At 71.9% G+C, this 17,247-nt stretch carries 14 protein-coding genes; 3 read left to right on the top strand and 11 right to left on the bottom strand.

Going from position 1 to position 17,247, the window contains the following annotated elements; translation table 11 throughout:
* Positions 1-54 precede the first annotated feature (54 nt).
* The 4 genes from FJ694_RS17275 to FJ694_RS17260 are packed head-to-tail and all read right to left on the bottom strand — an operon-like array spanning position 55 to position 4,952.
* Positions 55-1,131, bottom strand: coding sequence for a branched-chain amino acid ABC transporter permease (locus FJ694_RS17275; RefSeq protein ID WP_157268489.1), 1,077 nt, complete (start codon positions 1,129-1,131; stop codon positions 55-57).
* 27 nt (positions 1,132-1,158) lie between these two features.
* Positions 1,159-2,088, bottom strand: a complete 930-nt coding sequence (locus tag FJ694_RS17270) for a branched-chain amino acid ABC transporter permease (RefSeq protein WP_157268488.1) — start codon at positions 2,086-2,088, stop codon at positions 1,159-1,161.
* 60 nt (positions 2,089-2,148) lie between these two features.
* Positions 2,149-3,006: an ABC transporter ATP-binding protein gene (locus FJ694_RS17265; RefSeq protein WP_157268487.1), complete on the bottom strand. Its 858-nt coding sequence runs from the start codon at positions 3,004-3,006 to the stop codon at positions 2,149-2,151.
* Complete coding sequence (locus FJ694_RS17260) at positions 3,006-4,952, bottom strand: AMP-dependent synthetase/ligase (protein ID WP_157268486.1); 1,947 nt, start codon at positions 4,950-4,952, stop codon at positions 3,006-3,008. Before FJ694_RS17260 ends, FJ694_RS17265 begins: the two co-directional genes overlap by 1 nt.
* A 130-nt stretch (positions 4,953-5,082) precedes the next feature.
* On the opposite strand from FJ694_RS17260, the gene FJ694_RS17255 reads away from it, so the two are divergent.
* From FJ694_RS17255 to ydiK, 3 genes are all read left to right on the top strand, one after another.
* Positions 5,083-5,811 (top strand): Crp/Fnr family transcriptional regulator, encoded by a 729-nt coding sequence (locus FJ694_RS17255; protein WP_157268485.1) that lies wholly within the window; start codon positions 5,083-5,085, stop codon positions 5,809-5,811.
* 132 nt (positions 5,812-5,943) lie between these two features.
* Entirely contained in the window at positions 5,944-6,894 is a 951-nt protein-coding gene (locus tag FJ694_RS17250) for a hypothetical protein (protein WP_157268484.1), read from the top strand.
* An 84-nt stretch (positions 6,895-6,978) separates the two neighbouring features.
* Positions 6,979-8,091 carry an AI-2E family transporter YdiK gene (gene ydiK / locus FJ694_RS17245; protein WP_157268483.1) on the top strand — a complete coding sequence of 371 codons (1,113 nt, stop codon included), beginning with the start codon at positions 6,979-6,981 and terminating at the stop codon, positions 8,089-8,091.
* Between the two features lie 19 nt (positions 8,092-8,110).
* Here the strand turns inward: ydiK and FJ694_RS17240 are convergent, their stop codons facing one another.
* From FJ694_RS17240 to gspL, 7 genes are all read right to left on the bottom strand, one after another.
* Positions 8,111-9,115 carry an AAA family ATPase gene (locus FJ694_RS17240; protein WP_157268482.1) on the bottom strand — a complete coding sequence of 335 codons (1,005 nt, stop codon included), beginning with the start codon at positions 9,113-9,115 and terminating at the stop codon, positions 8,111-8,113.
* Positions 9,116-9,323: 208 nt separating this feature from the next.
* Entirely contained in the window at positions 9,324-10,544 is a 1,221-nt protein-coding gene (gene gspF / locus FJ694_RS17235; protein WP_157268481.1) for a type II secretion system inner membrane protein GspF, read from the bottom strand.
* A 33-nt stretch (positions 10,545-10,577) separates the two neighbouring features.
* Complete coding sequence (gene gspE / locus FJ694_RS17230; RefSeq protein ID WP_157268480.1) at positions 10,578-11,999, bottom strand: type II secretion system ATPase GspE; 1,422 nt, start codon at positions 11,997-11,999, stop codon at positions 10,578-10,580.
* A gap of 51 nt (positions 12,000-12,050) precedes the next feature.
* Positions 12,051-14,510: a type II secretion system secretin GspD gene (gene gspD, locus FJ694_RS17225; RefSeq protein WP_232540083.1), complete on the bottom strand. Its 2,460-nt coding sequence runs from the start codon at positions 14,508-14,510 to the stop codon at positions 12,051-12,053.
* Between the two features lie 2 nt (positions 14,511-14,512).
* A complete protein-coding gene (gspN, locus tag FJ694_RS17220; protein ID WP_157268479.1) occupies positions 14,513-15,397 on the bottom strand; it encodes a type II secretion system protein N in 885 nt (294 codons plus the stop codon).
* Positions 15,397-15,924 (bottom strand): type II secretion system protein M, encoded by a 528-nt coding sequence (locus FJ694_RS17215; RefSeq protein ID WP_157268478.1) that lies wholly within the window; start codon positions 15,922-15,924, stop codon positions 15,397-15,399. Before FJ694_RS17215 ends, gspN begins: the two co-directional genes overlap by 1 nt.
* Entirely contained in the window at positions 15,921-17,156 is a 1,236-nt protein-coding gene (gene gspL / locus FJ694_RS17210) for a type II secretion system protein GspL (RefSeq protein ID WP_157268477.1), read from the bottom strand. The genes FJ694_RS17215 and gspL overlap by 4 nt, the downstream gene beginning before the upstream one ends.
* Positions 17,157-17,247 lie beyond the last annotated feature (91 nt).

Raw genomic sequence — 17,247 nt, 5'->3', positions numbered from 1 at the left:
GCGGCGCACTCTGGGGTGCGGTGGTCGAAGCCGGTGGCGGCTGCAGGCCGGCCATCAGTGCGGGAAGGGCCACAGGCGCAGCTTCTCCTTGCCCGTGGACCACAGCCGCGCGATGCCGTGCGGTTCCACGATCAGGAAGAAGACGATGAGCCCGCCAAAGATCATGAATTCGAGATGGCTCAGCAGCGCGGTGTCCACGTTGAGCCCCACCATCGCGCCCAGCGCCGGCAGCGTGTTGGTCAGCACGATGGGCAGCACGACGATGAAGGCCGCGCCGAAGAAGCTGCCCATGATCGAGCCCAGCCCGCCGATGATCACCATGAACAGCAGCTGGAACGAGCGGTCGATGTTGAACGCCGCCGGCTCCCACGAGCCCAGGTGCACGAAGCCCCACAGCGCGCCGGCCACGCCCACGATGAAGGAGCTCACCGCGAAGGCGCTGAGCTTGGCGTACACGGGGCGGATGCCGATCACGGAGGCCGCCACGTCCATGTCGCGGATGGCCATCCACTCCCGGCCGATGGCGCCGCGCACCAGGTTCTTGGCCAGCAGCGCGAACAGGCACAGCAGCGCCAGGCAGAACAGGTACTTCTGCACCGGCGTGTCCAGCGGCAGCCCGAACACGTTCAGCCCCGCCACGCTCACCGAGCCGGAGGAGGAGTCGTTGGTCACCCACTTCAGCCGCAGGCAGGCCCAGTCCACGAAGAACTGCGCCGCCAGCGTCGCCACGGCCAGGTACAGGCCCTTGATGCGCAGCGACGGGATGCCGAACAGCACCCCCACCGCCGTGGCGCTCAAGCCCCCGCCCAGCAGCGACAGCAGCAGCGGCATGCCCTCGAAGCGCACGTGGAAGTTGTAGGCCGCGTAGGCGCCCACGGCCATGAAGGCCCCGGTGCCCAGCGAGATCTGCCCGCAGTAGCCCACCAGGATGTTCAGCCCCAGGGCGGCCAGCGCCAGGATCAGGAACGGGATGAGCACGGCGCGGAACAGGTATTCCGGCGCCAGCAGCGGCACCGCCGCGAAGGCGAAGGCCATCAGCGCCAGGATGGCCCAGCGGTCCTGCGCGATGGGGAAGATCTGCTGGTCGGCGCGGTAGCTCGCCTTGAACTGGCCGTTCTCGCGGTAGAGCATGTTCGTTCTCCTTGTTCGCCCGGCGCGTCAGACGCGGTCGATGATCTTTTCGCCGAACAGCCCCTGCGGCCGCACCAGCAGGAACAGCAGCGCCAGCACGTAGGCGAACCAGATCTCGATGCCGCCGCCCAGCAGCGGGCCGATGTAGACCTCGGAGAGCTTCTCGCCCACGCCGATGATCAGCCCGCCCAGGATGGCGCCCGGCACCGAGGTCAGCCCGCCCAGGATCACCACCGGCAGCGCCTTGAGCGCCACCAGCGACAGCGAGAACTGCACGCCCAGCTTGGAGCCCCAGATGATCCCGGCCACCAGCGCCACGAAGCCCGCCACGCTCCAGACGATGATCCAGATGCGCGACAGCGGTATGCCGATCGACTGCGCCGCCTGGTGGTCGTCGGCCACCGCGCGCAGCGCGCGGCCCGTGCCCGTCTTCTGGAAGAACAGCGACAGCGCCGCCACCAAGCCGGCGGCGATCAGCGCGGCGTACAGGTCCTCCTTGTTGACCAGCAGCCCGCCCTCGAACATGTTCTCCAGCACCAGCACCGGGTCCTTGGGCATGCCCACGTCGATCTTGTAGATGTCCGAGCCGAACAGCGTCTGGCCGAAGCCGTCGAGGAAGTAGGTGATGCCCAGCGTCGCCATCAGCAGCGTGATGCCCTCCTGGTTCACCAGCTTGCTCAGCACCAGGCGCTCGATGGCCCAGGCCACCGCCGCCATCACCGCCAGCGCGCACACGAAGGCCAGCAGGTTGGCCAGCAGCCGGTTGTCGAAGCCCAGCAGCCTGGGGATCCACTCCGCGAAGCGCGCCATCGCCAGCGCGGCGAACAGCACCATCGCGCCCTGCGCGAAGTTGAAGACGCCGCTGGCCTTGTAGATGAGCACGAAACCCAGCGCGATCAGCGCGTAGAGCATGCCGGCCATCAGCCCGCCGGTGAGCGTTTCCAGAAAGAAACCCATGGTGGTGTTCCCGATCTTTTTTTGCCGATTCCGCTCGGGCCGAGCGGCGGATGGAAAGCCTCAGTGCGAGGTGCCCAGGTAGGCGCGGATCACGTCCTCGTTGGCGCGCACCGCGTCGGGCGGGCCGTCGCCGATCTTCTTGCCGTAGTCGAGCACCACCACGCGGTCGGAGATGTCCATCACCACGCCCATGTCGTGCTCGATGAGCACGATGGTGGTGCCGAACTCGTCGTTGACGTCGAGGATGAAGCGGCACATGTCCTGCTTCTCCTCGACGTTCATGCCCGCCATGGGCTCGTCGAGCAGCAGCACCGAGGGCTGCATGGCCAGCGCCCGGCCCAGGTCCACGCGCTTTTGCAGCCCGTAGGGCAGGCGGCCCACCGGGGTCTTGCGCCAGGGCTGGATCTCCAGGAAGTCGATGATGCGCTCCACCGCCTCGCGCTGCTCCAGCTCCTCGCGCAGCGCCGGGCCCAGCCGCAGCGCCTGCTGGAACAGGTTGCACTTCATGCGCAGGTTGCGCCCGGTCATGATGTTGTCCAGCACGCTCATGCCCTTGAACAGCGCGAGGTTCTGGAAGGTCCGGGCCACGCCCGCTTCGGCCACCTGCCGCGGGTTCATGTGCTTGAAGCTCTGGCCGCGCAGCGTGATCGAGCCCTCCTGCGGCTGGTACACGCCGTTGATGCAGTTGAGCATCGAGCTCTTGCCCGCGCCGTTGGGGCCGATGATGGAGCGGATCTCGTGCTCCCTCACGTCGAAGCTGATGTCGGTGAGCGCCTTCACGCCGCCGAAGCGCAGCGTGATGTTGTTCACCGCCAGGATCACGTCGCCGATGCGCTTGCCCGGCGCGGGCTCGGTCGTCTGCACAGGCAGCGTGGTGTCGGGCTGCGCGAGCAGCTCGGAGCTGACGATGGCGTTCATCAAGCGGCCCTCCGGACAGCGGGGTAGGTCTTGGCCTCGGCGATGCGCAGCGTGGCGCTGACCACGCCGCTGCGTCCATCCTCGAACTTCACCGGGGTTTCGATGTACTGGCTCTCGCGCCCCTCGTAGAGCGCCTGCACCAGCGGCGCGTAGCGCTCGGCGATGAAGCCGCGGCGCACCTTGCGCGTGCGGGTGAGCTCGCCGTCGTCGGCGTCGAGCTCCTTGTGCAGCACCAGGAAGCGGTGCACCTGGCAGCCCGCGAGCTGCTCGTCGCGCGCGAGGTCGGCATTGACCTGCTCCACGCAGCCGCGCATGAGCTCCAGCACTTCGGGCTTGCCCGCCAGGTCGGTGTAGCCGGTGTAGGGCAGGTTGCGGCGCTCGGCCCAGTGGCCCACGGCCTCCATGTCGATGTTGATGAAGGCGCACACCTGGTCGCGCCCGTCGCCGAAGGCCACCGCTTCCTTGACGTACGGGAAAAACTTCAGCTTGTTCTCCACGTACTTGGGCGCGAACATGGCGCCGTCGAAGGCGCCGCCCCTGAGGCGCCCCACGTCCTTGGCGCGGTCGATGATCTTGAGGTGCCCGCCGGCGTCGAGGAAGCCGGCGTCGCCGGTGCGGAACCAGCCGTCCTGCAGCGCCTCGGCCGTGGCCTTCTCGTTGCGGAAGTAACCCTTGAGCAGTCCGGAGGACTTCACCTGCACCTCGCCGTCGGCGGCGATGCGCAGCTCCACCCCCTCGATGGGCACGCCCACCGTGTCCGCGCGCGCCTCGTGGTCGGGCTGCAGGCACACGAACACCGCCGTCTCGGTGGAGCCGTAGAGCTGCTTGAGGTTGATGCCGATGGCGCGGTAGAAGCTGAACAGGTCCGGCCCGATGGCCTCGCCCGCGGTATAGGCCACGCGTACCCGCGACATGCCCAGCTGGTTGCGCAGCGGACCGAAGATGCACAGGTCGCCCAGCTTCCACGCCAGCCGGTCGGCCAGCGACAGCGGCTTGCCGTCCATGCGGGCCGGGCCCACGCGGCGCGCGAGCTTCATGAAGCGCTCGAACATCCAGCGCTTGAGCGCGCCGGCGTCCTCCATGCGCACCATCACGCTGGTGAGCAGCCCTTCGAACACGCGCGGCGGCGCGAAGTAGTAGGTGGGGCCGATCTCCTTCATGTCGATGGAGACGGTGGCGGCCGACTCGGGGCAGTTGACCACGTAGCCGCAGGCCAGCCACTGCGCGTAGCTGAAGATGTTCTGGCCGATCCAGGCCGGCGGCAGGTAGGCCAGCACCTCCTCGCTGTCGCTGAGCTTGTCGAAGCGGGCGCCGGCCTGCGCGCGGTCCAGCAGCGAGCCATGGGTGTGCACCACGCCCTTGGGCGTGCCGGTGGTGCCCGAGGTGTAGAACATGGCCGCCACGTCGGCGCCCTGCAGTCGCGCCACCTCGGCGTCGAAGAACTGCGGATGCTTTCTGGCGTGCTCGCGCCCGGCCTCGGCCAGCGCGTCCAGCGAGTCCAGGCCCGGCTCGCGGTAGTTGCGCAGGCCGCGCGGGTCGTCGAACCACAGCCGCTGCAGCCGCGGGCACTGCGCCCGCACCTCCAGGAACTTGTCGATCTGCTCCTGGTCCTCCGCGACCACGAAGCGCACCTCCGCGTTGTTGAGCGGGAACACGAACTCCGCCGCCACCGCGTCCTGGTACAGCGGCACCGGAATGGCGCCCAGCGACTGCGCCGCCAGCATGCTGGCGTACAGGCGCGGGCGGTTCTCGCCCACGACGATCAGGTGCTCGCCGCGCTGCAGCCCGGCGGCAGCCAGGCCGTGCGCCAGCGCGCGCACCAGCTCCGCAAGCTGGGCCCAGGTCAGCGTTTGCCAGATGCCCAAGTCTTTCTCGCGCAGTGCGGGAGCGTGCGGGCGCCGGGCGGCGTGTTCGAGCAGCAGGTGAGGGAAGGTGGCCAAGGGCATCTCCTGACGGCGCCTGACGGCGGCTTCGAACGGACTCGGTTACGAAGTGCGCGAATTCTGGGCAGCACTTTGACGCCAGGTTGTCGCGGCGGCGACAATCTTCGGGTCTGTCCCCAAAGGGGTTTCCCGCATGGCCCTTCGCGATCTGACTCCGGCCTCGGCGCTGCTGGCGCGTTCGCGCCCGCCGCGGCCGCAGGAGCTGCAAGCCATCCACTGGCTGCCGCGGCTGGAACCCGCGGTGCGCGACGTGGCGCTGTCCGCGCTGCGCGTGGTGGAGGTGCAGCCCGGCGAGCTGGTGTGCCGCGTCGGGCGCCCGCCGGTGTACTGGTTCGGCGTCGTGGACGGGCTGCTCAAGGTCAGCAACGACGACACGCGCGGCGCCAACGTGACCTACATGGGCGTGCCCTCGGGCGGCTGGTTCGGCGAGGGCACGGCGCTCAAGCGCGAGCCCTACCGCTTCAACGTGCAGGCGCTGCGCCGCAGCCTGATCGCTGGGCTGCCCATCGACAGCTTCGACGGGCTGCTGGCCAGCAGCCTGGGCTTCAACCGCTTCCTGATGCAGCAGCTCAACGAGCGGCTGGGCCAGTTCATCGCCGCGCGCGACATCGACCGCCTCTCGCAGCCCGACGCGCGCGTGGCGCGCAGCCTGGCCGCGCTGTTCCACCCGGTGCTCTACCCCGGCGTGGGCGAACTGCTGCGCATCACGCAGCAGGAGCTGGCCTACCTGGTCGGGCTGTCGCGCCAGCGCGTCAACCGCGCGCTGCGCACCCTGCAGGCCGATGGCGTCATCCGCATCGAGTACGGCGGCGTGCGCGTGCTGGCGCTGGATCGGCTGCGCCAGTACGGGCCGCGCGACTGAGGGCGCGCCGCAACGCCGATGCGCAAGGTGTGCCGAGGCCCGTTCCAACTCTGACAATCACCCTGTGCGGCTGGGGAGGCCGCACCGCGTGCCGGGAGGGCACGTGCCCGAAGAGCGAACAGGACCACATCCATGACGATCCAGACGATTTCGATGCGCCTTGCGCCGCTGGCGTGCGCGGCCGCCCTGCTGCTGGCGGGTTGCGGCGGTGGTGGAGGGGGCGGGGACACTCCCGCCACGGCCGGCTTCGATGCTTCCAGCTACCGCACGGTGGCCGAGCCGGCGGCGGCCTCGTTGCTTGCAACCGTGGGTGTCGCCGGGGCGCTGGACGGCGGATTGAGCACGGAGTTGCCGCTGGGACTCGATCAGGCTGCGGCCCGGCCCGATCCCATCGCATTGCTCAAGCGGCTGGGCGTGCAGGCCGCTGCCGCGCGCGAGCAGGCAAAACTGCTGGAGCCCATCGACGAGCGCTGCGAAGGCGGCGGCTCCATCACCGGCTCCGCCAACGTGGCCAATGCCAATGTGCCGACGGCTGGCGACACCATCAGCCTCACGGCCAACAACTGCGTGGTCGACGGCGTCGTCGTTGCCGGCGGCCTGGACATCACCGTGCGCAGCTACCGCGAGACGGCGTCGTCCGAGTCCGGCAGCCTGGCATTGAACTTCCGCAGCTTCAGTGCCGGCGGCGCCACGGTGAACGGCGGCGCCACGCTGAGCTTCAGCGCCACCGCGAATCAGACCAACGTCACGCTGGGCTTCTCGAACGCCACCATCGCCAACGCCGGCTCGACGGTGACGCTGAACTACACGACCACCCTGGCAGCGACCCCGATCGGCACCACCGTTTCCGTAACGGGCCGCCTGGCGATGAACGGCCACGAGTACACGCTGAGCCAGCCGATACCTTTCGGCATCACCAGCGACATCGGCCTGAACCCGGGTGGCACGCTGCAGATCCAGGAGGCGCTGGGCGCCCGGGTGCGGCTCGTGGCAGGCACGGACCGCTTCACGTACCAGTACTTCGCCGCCAGCAACAGCGGCGCCACGCCCGACGCCACCAGCGTCGGCAGCATGTCCTACTGATGCAGCCCGTCCCGCCCGGCCCGGCTGCGCGCGGCCGGGCTGGGTAGCATCGGCGGCGCCTTGCTACCACCCCCTGTGCCGCCCATGCCGCCACCTCCCCAGGACCTGCCCCGCGCCACGCTGGGCGTGCTCTTCATCGCCGCGCTGATCGTGGGCTCGCTGTGGATCCTGCGCCCCTTCCTGGGCCCGGGCATCTGGGCGGCGATGCTGGTGGTCTCGACCTGGCCGCTGCTGCAGCGGCTGCAGCGCCGGCTCTGGGGCCGGCGCTGGCTGGCGGTGACGGTGATGACGCTGCTGCTGGTGGTGGGGCTGGTGCTGCCGCTGACGCTGGCCGTGGGCGCGCTGGTGGCGCACATCGACCTGATCGGCGAGGCGCTGCGCGCGCTCACCGCCTGGCGCCCGCCGCCGGCGCCGCCGGCCTGGGTGTCGGAGCTGCCCTTCGTGGGCACGCAGCTGCGCCGCGCCTGGGAAGACGCGGTGCGCCTGGGCGCGGGCGGTCTGCTGGCCATGCTCACCCCTTATGTCGGCAACGCCACGCGCTGGCTGCTGGCCGAGGTGGGCAGCGTGGGCTGGGTGCTGCTGCAGTTCCTGGTCACGACCGTGCTGGCCGCCGTGATGTACGCCACCGGCGAGAACTGGGCCGCGGCGCTGCGGCGCTTCGCCCGGCGCCTGGGCGGCACGCAGGGCGAAGCCGTGGTGCACCTGGCCGGGCAGGCCATCCGCGGCGTGGCGCTGGGCGTGGGCCTGACGGCGCTGGTGCAGGCGCTGTTCGCCGGCATCGGCCTGGGGCTGGCCGGCGTGCCCCTGGCCGGGCTGCTGACGCTGCTGATGTTCATGCTGTGCATCGCGCAGCTTGGCGCGCTGCCGGTGCTGCTGCCGGCAGCGGCCTGGGTGTTCTGGCAGGGCGCCACGGGCTGGGGCGTGTTCCTGCTGGTGTGGGCCCTGATCGCCACCACGATGGACAACGTGATCCGCCCGGTGCTCATCCGCGTCGGCGCGGACCTGCCGCTGCTGCTGATCTTCACCGGCGTGGTCGGCGGGCTGCTGGCCTTCGGGCTGGTGGGCATCTTCATCGGCCCGGTGGTGCTGGCCGTGGCCTACACGCTGCTCGACGCCTGGGCGCGCGAGGCGCCGGCGCTGCAGGAGCCGGCCGCGGCGGCAGCGGCCCTGCCGCCGCGCGAGCCACCCGCGGCCTGAACGCGCTGTCTCTCCGCCGCTACTGCGCCACGAACCCGATCGGCGCGCGCTTCGGCCCCGCGCCGGGCAGGTCGGCCACCTCGATGTGTCCACGCCCGGCCAGCCGCGCGTTGCCGAAGGCCGTCATCCAGGTGCGGCGCATCTCGCGCGGCGCCAGCGCCGCCAGCTTCTCCAGCACCTCGTCGGCGGGCTCGGGCTCGAAGCGCCGGCCCCAGTCGTGCGCGGCGCGGATGCCCGCGTACAGCCGCAGCGCGATGCAGCGCGCCGCCTCGTGGTCCGGCGGCTGCACCTCGTACACGTTCATGCGGTTGAGGATCGGCTCGGGGATGCAGCGCTCGTCGTTGGCCGTGGCGATCCAGATCACCTGGCTGGCGTCGATGGGCACTTCCGCGAACTCGTCCGTGAAGCCCTGCGCCGTGTCGTGCTCCAGCAGCGAGTACAGCGCCCCGAGCGGGTCGTAGGCCTGCTCGGCACGCGCCTTGTCGATCTCGTCCACCACCATCACCGGGTTGGCGTAGGCGCCGTCCACCAGCGTCTCGAACACCTTGCCCGGGCGCGCGCCCTTCCACTGGCTCGACGCCCCGCTCAGCACCCAGCCGGCGGTGAGCGAGCTCATCGAGACGAAGCCCAGCCCCGTGCCCAGCAGCGCCGAGACCACGCGCGCGAAATGCGTCTTGCCGATGCCCGGCGGGCCCAGCAGCAGCATGGGCGTGATCTCCAGCGCGTCGCGGCTGTCCTGGCACAGCGCCAGCTGCCGGCGCACGTCGTCGAGCACCTCGCGGAAATTGGGCAGCTCCTCGTAGAGGTGCTGCATCGCCGGCAGCCCCGAGGGCTTCACCTGGAAGCGTTCCGGGCCCTTTTCGAGCATGCGCTCGTAGGTGCTGCGCAGGTGCTCGTGCTCGCGCGGGGGCAGCTTGGTCAGCCGCCGCTCCACCTCGTCGACGCGGTAGAGGCTGCGCAGGCTGGCGATCGGGATGTGGCCGCTCGCCGGCGCGGGAACGAGATCGGTGGATGGGGAAGCCATGGACACACCTCCTTGCGTTTCCGGGCTCCGCGGGGGCACACCTTCCGACATCCAGCGCGGTGGATCGTGCCGCGGCGCCTCGTTTCCCGTGGATTTAAGCAAGAGGCAGGCCCATTGGAAAAGGGCCTTGGTCGTCCCTGGACGTGACTTGATGCCGGGCCCGGCCCCGGGCCTGCCCTGAACGGGCCCGGGTGGGCCGCGCGCGTGCCTACTTGACCCAGGTGTTGAGCTGGATGATGGGCAGCAGCACCGCCAGCACGATGAGCATGACGACGCCGCCCATGGCCACGATCAGCAGCGGCTCCAGGATCGTGGCCAGCGCCAGCGCGCGGCGCTGCACCTCGGCGCCGAGCTGCGCCGCGGCGCGGCCGAGCATGGCCGGCAGCTCGCCGGTCTGCTCGCCCAGCCGCGCGAACATCGGCAACAGGCCGGGAAAGCGCTTCTTGGCCGCGATCGCCAGCGCCAGCGGCGCGCCCTCGCGCACCTGCACCAGCGCGTCCATGGCGTCGGCGCGCATGGCGCGGTTGGACAGCGTCTCGGCCGCGGCCTGCAGCGCCTTGAGGATCGGCACCCCGGCACCGGCGAGCATGGCCAGCGTGCCGGCGAAGCGTGCCGCGTTGTAGCCCCGTGACAGCCGCCCGAAGAGGGGCAGCCGCAGCCAGGCGGCGTCAAAGCGCTCCCGGAACGCCGGGTTGCGCAGCCCCAGCGCCAGGGCGCCGCCCGCCACGGCCAGCAGCGCCAGCATCAACAGCCCCCAGTTGCGCGTGAAGTCGCTGATGGCCAGCATCGCCACGGTCAGCGCCGGCAGCGCGCGCTTGGAGCTGGTGAAGACGGAGGCCACCTGCGGCACCACGTAGGTCACCAGGAACACCACGATCACCACCGCGATCAGCGACACGATGGCCGGGTAGAGCGTGGCGCCGATGAGCCGCGCGCGCAGCGCCTGGCGTTCCTCCAGGTCGTCGGCCAGGCGCTCCAGCACGGTGCCCAGCGCACCGCTTTGCTCACCGGCGGCCACCACGGCGCGGTAGACGTCGTCGAACTCGCGCGGCGCGCTGGCCAGCGCCCGCGCGAAGGCCGCGCCGGCGTTGACCTCGCTGCGCAGGTGCGCCACCAGCTCGCGCTGGCGCGGGTCCTCGGCCTCGTCGGCCAGCGCCGTGAGCGCGCGTTCCAGCGGCAGCCCCGAGGCCACCAGCCCGGCGAGCTGGCGCGTCCACACCGTCAGCGCCGTGCTGCCGAACACGCGCCCGCGCCAGCGCGCCCCGCCCGTGGGCGCGCCCTGCGCGTCGGTGGCCACCGGCACCACCTGCAGCGGCACCAGCGCCTGCGCGCGCAGCTGCGAGCGCGCCGCGCGCGCGTTGTCGGCCTCCAGCAGCCCGGTGCTGGTCTTGCCGGCGGCAGTGAGGGCCTCGAAGCGGTAGGCGGGCATGTGAAGGGTCCTTGAATGTCAGCGGCGCCGGGCTCAGCCCTCGCGCGTGACGCGCAGCACTTCCTCCGGCGAGGTGATGCCCGCGGCCACCAGCCGGTCGCCGTCCTCGCGCATGGAGCGCAGCCCCGCGGCCTCGGCCGCGGCGCGCATCTGCGCCTCGGGGGCGCGGGCGTGGATCAGGCCGCGCACCTGCTCGTCGGCCACCATCAGCTCGTACACGCCGGTGCGGCCGCGGTAGCCGCTGTGGGCGCAGTGCTCGCAGCCCACCGGGTGCCAGCGCCCGGCGTCGTCCTGGCGCCGGCATTCCGGGCACAGCTTGCGCACCAGGCGCTGCGCCAGCACGCCCAGCAGGCTCGACGACAGCAGGAAGGGCTCGACGCCCATGTCGGTCAGCCGCGTCACGGCGCTGGGCGCGTCGTTGGTGTGCAGCGTGGCCAGCACCAGGTGGCCGGTGAGCGAGGCCTGGATCGCGATCTGCGCCGTCTCGAAGTCGCGGATCTCGCCGATCATGATCACGTCCGGGTCCTGGCGCAGGATGGCGCGCAGCGCCTTGGCGAAGGTCAGCTCGATGCGCGCGTTGACCTGCGTCTGCCCGATGCCCGGCAGCTCGTATTCCACCGGGTCCTCCACCGTCAGGATGTTGGTGGTGGCCGTGTCCAGGCGCCCCAGCGAGGCATAGAGCGTGGTGGTCTTGCCCGAGCCGGTGGGGCCGGTGACGAGCACGATGCCGTGGGGCTGGTGCACCAGCCGGTCGAAGGTGGCCAGCACGTCGCCGTCCATGCCCAGGCCTTCGAGCGAGAACTTGGATTCGCCCTTGTCGAGCAGGCGCAGCACGGCGCGCTCGCCGTGCGCGCTGGGCAGCGTCGAGACGCGCACGTCGATGGCGCGCCCGCCGATGCGCAGCGAGATGCGCCCGTCCTGCGGCAGCCGCTTCTCGGCGATGTCGAGCTCGGCCATGATTTTCAAGCGCGAGATCAGCGCCGCATGCAGGGCGCGATTGGGCTGGACGACCTCGCGCAGCGTGCCGTCCACGCGGAATCGCACCGACGAGGCGCGCTCGTAGGGCTCGATGTGGATGTCGCTGGCGCCGTCCTTGGCCGCCTGCGTCAGCAGCGCGTTGAGCATGCGGATGATCGGCGCGTCGTTGGCCGCCTCCAGCAGGTCCTCCACGGCGGGCAGGTCCTGCATCATGCGGCTGAGGTCCACGGCGCTTTCCACCTCGCCCACCACCGCCGCGGCGCTGGACTCGCCGCCGGCGTAGGCCGAGGCGATGCGCTGCGACAGCGCGGCGCTGGCCTCGCGCTCGAAGTTGCCGACCTCGAACAGGCGCAGCACCTCCGACAGCGCCGCCGGCGGCGTGGCGTCGCCGCTCCACAGCGTGAACTGGCTGCCGTCGCCTTCGAGCAGCAGCTGGTGGGACTTGGCGTAGGCGTAGGGCAGGGGATAGCGGCCCATGGCGGTGTCTCTCCTTCGGTACTGCAAGGAAACGGGTGGTGTCCCGGCGCCTCAGCGCTGCGGCAGCGGCTCCACGCGCGGCTCGGGCACAGGCTGCGGCTGCGCGCCGGCGGGCGTGTCGGCGGCCGCCGGCACGGCCGGTACCACGGGGGTGACCGGTGCGACCGGCGGCGTCGGCGGCTGCGCCGGGCTCGACGGCGTGGTGCTGCCGCTGGGCGAAACCGGCACCACCGGCGGCAGCGGCGAGCCGCGCCCGGGCACCTGCGGCTGCGTGGGCAGCACCGGCGCGTCGTTGACCGGCGTGACGATGCTGGGCGAGGGCTGGCCGCCCTGCTGCATGGCGCGGATGGCGTCGTAGCGGTCGAGCGTGAGCGCCTGCGCGTCGGTCTGCGTGCGCAACACCACCGGGCGCAGGAACACCAGCAGGTTGCTCTTGACGCGACGGCGGTCACGGCTCTTGAACAGGTTGCCTACCACCGGCAGGTCGGCCAGTCCCGGCACCCGGTCCTCGCTGTCGGCGTACTCGTCGCGCATGAGGCCGCCCAGCACCAGGATCTGCCCGTCGTCCACCACCACGCTGGTCTCGATTGAGCTCTTGTCGGTGGTCGGGCCGTTGGTGGAAGCGGAGCCCGGCACCACGGCTGAGTTCTCCTGGAAAATGGTCATGCGCACCGTGCCGGCCTCGCCGATCTGGCTGCGGATGCGCAGGGTCAGGCCCACGTCGCGGCGCTCGACGGTCTGGAACGGGTTGACCGCGCCGGTGCCGGTGCCGGTGTTGGTGAATGTGCCGGTGACGAAGGGCACGTTCTGGCCGACGACGATCTTGGCTTCCTCGTTGTCCAGCGCCACGAGGTTGGGCGTGGACAGCACGTTGCCGCCAATCTCGTTTTGCAGGAAGTTGGCCATCGACACCAGCGTGATGGCGCCGTTGACGCGGCGCACGAAGCCGACGTTCAGGCCTGCGCTTACGGGTGCGGCGGCAGCGGTGGCGCTGCCGGTGGTGCCGTTGATCAGGGCGTTGGCGCCCGTGATGGTGTTGAAGATGTTGGTGCCGGCGTTGTTGTAGTTGGTGCCCGAATAAAGAAAATTCTTGTCGCCTTCCTTGCCCAGGATGCCCTGCCACTGGAAGCCGAACTGCGCCAGCTTGGTGGCGTCCACGCGCACGATCATCGACTCCACGTAGATCTGGGCGCGGCGCGAGTCGAGCTGGTCGATGACGGCGCGGATCTGCCGGTACAGCGGCTCCGGCGCGGTGATGATCAGCGAGTTGGTGGCCGGGTCGGCCTGGACGAAGCCGCCGGTGTTGACCTGCGCCGTGGCCTGCACCGGCGCCGTGGCCTGCGCCGACAGCCCGGTGCTGGTGCCGCCGGTGCCGCCGGTGACGCCGAAGCTGGTCTGCGTGGCCACGGGCTGCTGCACCGCCGGCTGGGCCGCACCGGCGCCGCCCAGTGCAGCGGCGCCGCCCGCGCCACCGGTGCCGGGCTGGGCCTGGGCCGCGAAGGCCGCGCGCAGCACGGTGGCCAGCCGCACCGCGTCGGCATTCTTGAGATAGACCACGCGGATGTTGCCCGACTCGCTGCCGCCCTCCAGGGGCCGGTCGAGCCGCTCCACCGTGGCGCGGATCTGCGCCAGCCGCGCCGGGCTGGCCGCGCGCACCAGCAGCGAGTTGCTGCGCGGGTCGGCCAGCACCGAGGTGCCGCCGGCCGCGCCCGGCACCGCGCCCGGCACGGCGCCAGCGACGCCGCCGCCGCCGTCGGCCAGGCGCTGCACCAGCTGCACCACGTCGCTGGCCACGGCGTAGCGCAGCGGGATGATCTCCACGTCGGTGCTGGCGGGCTGGTCCAGCGCGGCGATGATGCGGCCGATGCGCTGCAGGTTGTCCGCGTAGTCCGTGATCACCAGGGTGTTGGTGGTCGGGTTGGCGTTGATGGTGTTGTTCGGGCTGATGAGCGGGCGCAGCACCGCCACAAGGTTGTTCGGGTTCTCGTGGTTGAGCCGGAAGATCTGCGTGAGCACCTGGTCGCCGCGCTGCACCGGCGGCCCCACCGAGACCGTGCCGGCCTGCAGCTTGGCGTCGGCCTCGGGCACCACCTTGAGCAGCCCGCCGCTCTCCACCACCGTGAAGCCCAGCCCGCGCAGCTGCGCCAGGTAGTTCTGGTAGGCCTGGCGCACCGTCAGCGGCTGCTCGCTGTAGAGCGTGATCTGGCCGCGCACGCGCGGATCGACCAGGATCTGCCGGTCGATCATGGCCGCGATCACGCGCGTGACCGGCTCGATCTCGGCATTGACGAAGTTCAGCGTCACCGGCGTGCGCGAGCTCATCGCCGGACCACCGGGCACGGCCGCGGCCGGCGCGGAAGCTGCCCCCGCCGTGCCGCGCTGCTGCGCCCACAGCGGCGCTGCAGGCAGCAGCAGCGCCGCCGCCACGGTGCAGGCCACGGGCCGGGCCAGCGGTGCCAGGGAAAGACTCGGGCGCCGGCACGGCGCGGGAGGAGAGGGGCGCATCTTCATGCTCATCCGATCGTGATGACGGCCCGCGCGCCCTGGCGCCGGCCAATGATGTTCAGCAGGTTGTTCAACGCAGCTTCGCTGCCCTCGGCGGCGCGGGCCTCGCCCGTGAAGCGCAGCCGCGAGCCGGCCCACTGGCCCTGGCCGGAGAGCTGCAGCGCGCCCTGCAAGGTGGAGAGGTCCAGCGTCGTGGCCTGCCCCGTGCCCTGGACCTGCAGCCGGTAGCTGCCCAGCGGCCGCAGCGTGGACAGGCGCGAGGACATGCCCAGCACGTCGAGCTGGGCGTTGCCCAGCAGCGCAAGCCGGCCCTGTGCCCATTCGAGCTGCAGGCCCGACGCGCTCATGTTGAGCAGCCCGCCGAGCTGCAGCGTGTTCCACGGCGTGCCCAGCCCGGACAGCCAGGCGGCGGGCCATTGCCCGATGCGCCCGCCCGGCGGCGGCTCCAGCGTCGCGCGCAGGCGGCCGAAGCCGGGCTGCAGCCGCAGCTGCAGCGGCTGATCCATGCAGCAGTCCTGGCGCAGCGACAGCAGCGCCTGCAGCCCGGCCGGGCGCAGCGTCCAGTGCAGCCGCCCGGGCAGCAGCACCGCGTCCTGGCTGTCCGCCCCGGCGCCGACCACCAGCACGGCGCTGCCATTCCAGACGGTGCCGCGCGTCTGCACCAGCAGCACGCGCTGCTGGCTGGCGGAAGCCAGGACCTGCGCCAGCCAGGCCGCCGGTGCGAACAGCACCAGCGCCAGCAGCGCACCCGCCAGCGCGCCCCACAGCGCCCAGCGCCGGCTGGCGCGGTGCAGGCGCTGCCAAGCCTGCGCCGTCAGTGCCGCCTCGGCCTGGGCCAGCGCGTCGCCGCGCGCCGCGCCGCGCCGCGGCCAGGACAGGGCCGGACGCCGCATCAGGAGCCGCCTCCGAGCGCCAGCACCACGCTGCCGCTGAAATTCTGTCCCGCGCGCGTGAGCTGCACCTCCACCGGCCGGGCGCGCGCGCCGCTGCGCACCTCGGCCAGCCAGTCGCGCAGCTGCTGGCCGTCAATGCCGGTGAGCGTGACCGTGGCGCGCTCGCCGGCCACGGCCAGCTTGGCGCGCTCGCCCAGGCGCTCCGTGGCCGCGCGCAGCGACTCCAGGCTCTGCGCCGCCGGCACGGGCGCGGTGGCGCGCAGCTCGCGCGCCTCGGCGGCCTGGCGCTGCATGCGCTGCAGCCGGGCTTCCAGGCGGTCGATCTCCGGCGGTGCCTCCTGCAGCGTGCGCCAGGCCGGCTGCACCAGCAGCAGCCACACGAAGAGCACGCCCAGCAGCACGCCCATCACGGTGAGCAGCCGGCGCTCGCGCGGGGCCAGGGCGCGCCAGCGCGCGCGCAGCTGCTCGCGCAGCACGTGCAGGCGCTGCAATTCGCGCGCGGCCGCGGAGTGGGTCGTCGCGTTCATGCGCCGCCCTCCGGACGCAGCGTGAGGCGCCCGTCGGCCGCCTCGACCACCCAGCCGCCGGGCCGCAGCTGCGTCCTGAAGGCCTCGATCTCGGCCGGGCTCCAGCCCGCGGCGGGCAGCGTGAGCCGGCCCGGCTCGAAGCGCAGCCCATCGAGCGGCGGCCGGCCTTCCGGCCAGGCCAGCGCGGCTGCCGACAGCAGCGACTCGAAGTCCGCCTCGCCGGGGCGGCCCGCGGCGGCGCGCAGCGTCTGCATCTCGCGCTCCATCTGCAGCGGCGCGTCCAGGATCGCGCGCATTTCCGGGAAGGCCGAGCGCAGCGTCTGCTCCATCGCCAGCCGGCGCTGCTGGAGCCCCGCGCGCAGCTGCCAGGCGTTGAGGTTCATGCCGACGATCTGCACCGCCGCCAATGCCACCAGGCCCCAGCGCACCGGGCGCCAGGGCGGGCTGCGGAACTGGCGCCACGCGTCGCGCAGCGCGAGCATGCCGCGGTGCTGGGGTGCCAGGTCGAACTGGCGCAGGTTCCACAGCGAACGCGCCGCTTCGAGCATGCGCTCCTCGTCGCCCAGCAGCTGCACCGGCGCGCCGAGCCAGCGCTCGGCCTCAGCGGCGGCGGCGGGCGTGGCGGTCCAGCGCGCGTTCTGCTCCTGCCAGCGCGCCAGCAGCTGGCGCGCCATGCTGCCCTGCAGCCGCAGCGCGGCCACGCCGTCGGCATCGCTCCAGGTCAGGCGCAGCGCGGCCTGCGGATCGTCGCCCGGCACGGTGCTGAAGTGGCCGTGCGCCTGCGTGGCGTCGGGCCAGGCCGCGGGCAGCACGCGCTCCACCAGCAGCCCCGCGCCTTCGAGCACCGCCAGTTGCGACGCGAGCCAGGGGCGGTGCACGGCGGCGACCCAGGCCGACTCGCCGGGCGCGGCCTTGGGCGCCAGCGCCAGGTGCACCTGCTCCGGCTCTTCCAGCAGCGACTCCTCCAGCACGCCCAGCAGCGCCGCGCGCAGCTTGGCCGCGGGTGCCTTGGGGCAGGTGATGCGCAACCAGCTGCAGTCGGCGTCAGCCAGCAGGGCCAGCACCGTGTCGGCGCGCGGCAGCAGCGCCGCGCTGCAGCGGCCGCTGCTGCCCACGGCCAGCCCGTCGGGACTCAGCACATAACTGAACTCGCCTCCGCCGCGGGCCGGCGCGGCAGCCCCGTCGGCACCGATGCGGTCGCGGGGCGGGATCTGGACGACGAGGATGGACATGTGAGTCGAGGCTAACTGAGTTTGTTGCGTCGCCGCAATGCGGCGCGGACGGCTCGGCCGGGGCGGCAGGCTACCGCAGTTGCGTAAAGGT

This window comes from Azohydromonas aeria (genome assembly GCF_009760915.1).
GTDB classification, from domain to species: domain Bacteria; phylum Pseudomonadota; class Gammaproteobacteria; order Burkholderiales; family Burkholderiaceae_C; genus Azohydromonas; species Azohydromonas aeria.
This window is presented reverse-complemented; position numbering and strand designations above follow the sequence as displayed.

Excerpts from the sequence above, each read along its gene's own strand:
- FJ694_RS17275 (WP_157268489.1), bottom strand. The coding sequence starts at position 1,131 with ATGCTCTACCGCGAGAACGGCCAGTTCAAGGCGAGCTACCGCGCCGAC.
- FJ694_RS17270 (WP_157268488.1), bottom strand. The coding sequence starts at position 2,088 with ATGGGTTTCTTTCTGGAAACGCTCACCGGCGGGCTGATGGCCGGCATG.
- FJ694_RS17265 (WP_157268487.1), bottom strand. The coding sequence starts at position 3,006 with ATGAACGCCATCGTCAGCTCCGAGCTGCTCGCGCAGCCCGACACCACG.
- FJ694_RS17260 (WP_157268486.1), bottom strand. The coding sequence starts at position 4,952 with ATGCCCTTGGCCACCTTCCCTCACCTGCTGCTCGAACACGCCGCCCGG.
- FJ694_RS17255 (WP_157268485.1), top strand. The coding sequence starts at position 5,083 with ATGGCCCTTCGCGATCTGACTCCGGCCTCGGCGCTGCTGGCGCGTTCG.
- FJ694_RS17250 (WP_157268484.1), top strand. The coding sequence starts at position 5,944 with ATGACGATCCAGACGATTTCGATGCGCCTTGCGCCGCTGGCGTGCGCG.
- ydiK (WP_157268483.1), top strand. The coding sequence starts at position 6,979 with ATGCCGCCACCTCCCCAGGACCTGCCCCGCGCCACGCTGGGCGTGCTC.
- FJ694_RS17240 (WP_157268482.1), bottom strand. The coding sequence starts at position 9,115 with ATGGCTTCCCCATCCACCGATCTCGTTCCCGCGCCGGCGAGCGGCCAC.
- gspF (WP_157268481.1), bottom strand. The coding sequence starts at position 10,544 with ATGCCCGCCTACCGCTTCGAGGCCCTCACTGCCGCCGGCAAGACCAGC.
- gspE (WP_157268480.1), bottom strand. The coding sequence starts at position 11,999 with ATGGGCCGCTATCCCCTGCCCTACGCCTACGCCAAGTCCCACCAGCTG.
- gspD (WP_232540083.1), bottom strand. The coding sequence starts at position 14,510 with ATGAAGATGCGCCCCTCTCCTCCCGCGCCGTGCCGGCGCCCGAGTCTT.
- gspN (WP_157268479.1), bottom strand. The coding sequence starts at position 15,397 with ATGCGGCGTCCGGCCCTGTCCTGGCCGCGGCGCGGCGCGGCGCGCGGC.
- FJ694_RS17215 (WP_157268478.1), bottom strand. The coding sequence starts at position 15,924 with ATGAACGCGACGACCCACTCCGCGGCCGCGCGCGAATTGCAGCGCCTG.
- gspL (WP_157268477.1), bottom strand. The coding sequence starts at position 17,156 with ATGTCCATCCTCGTCGTCCAGATCCCGCCCCGCGACCGCATCGGTGCC.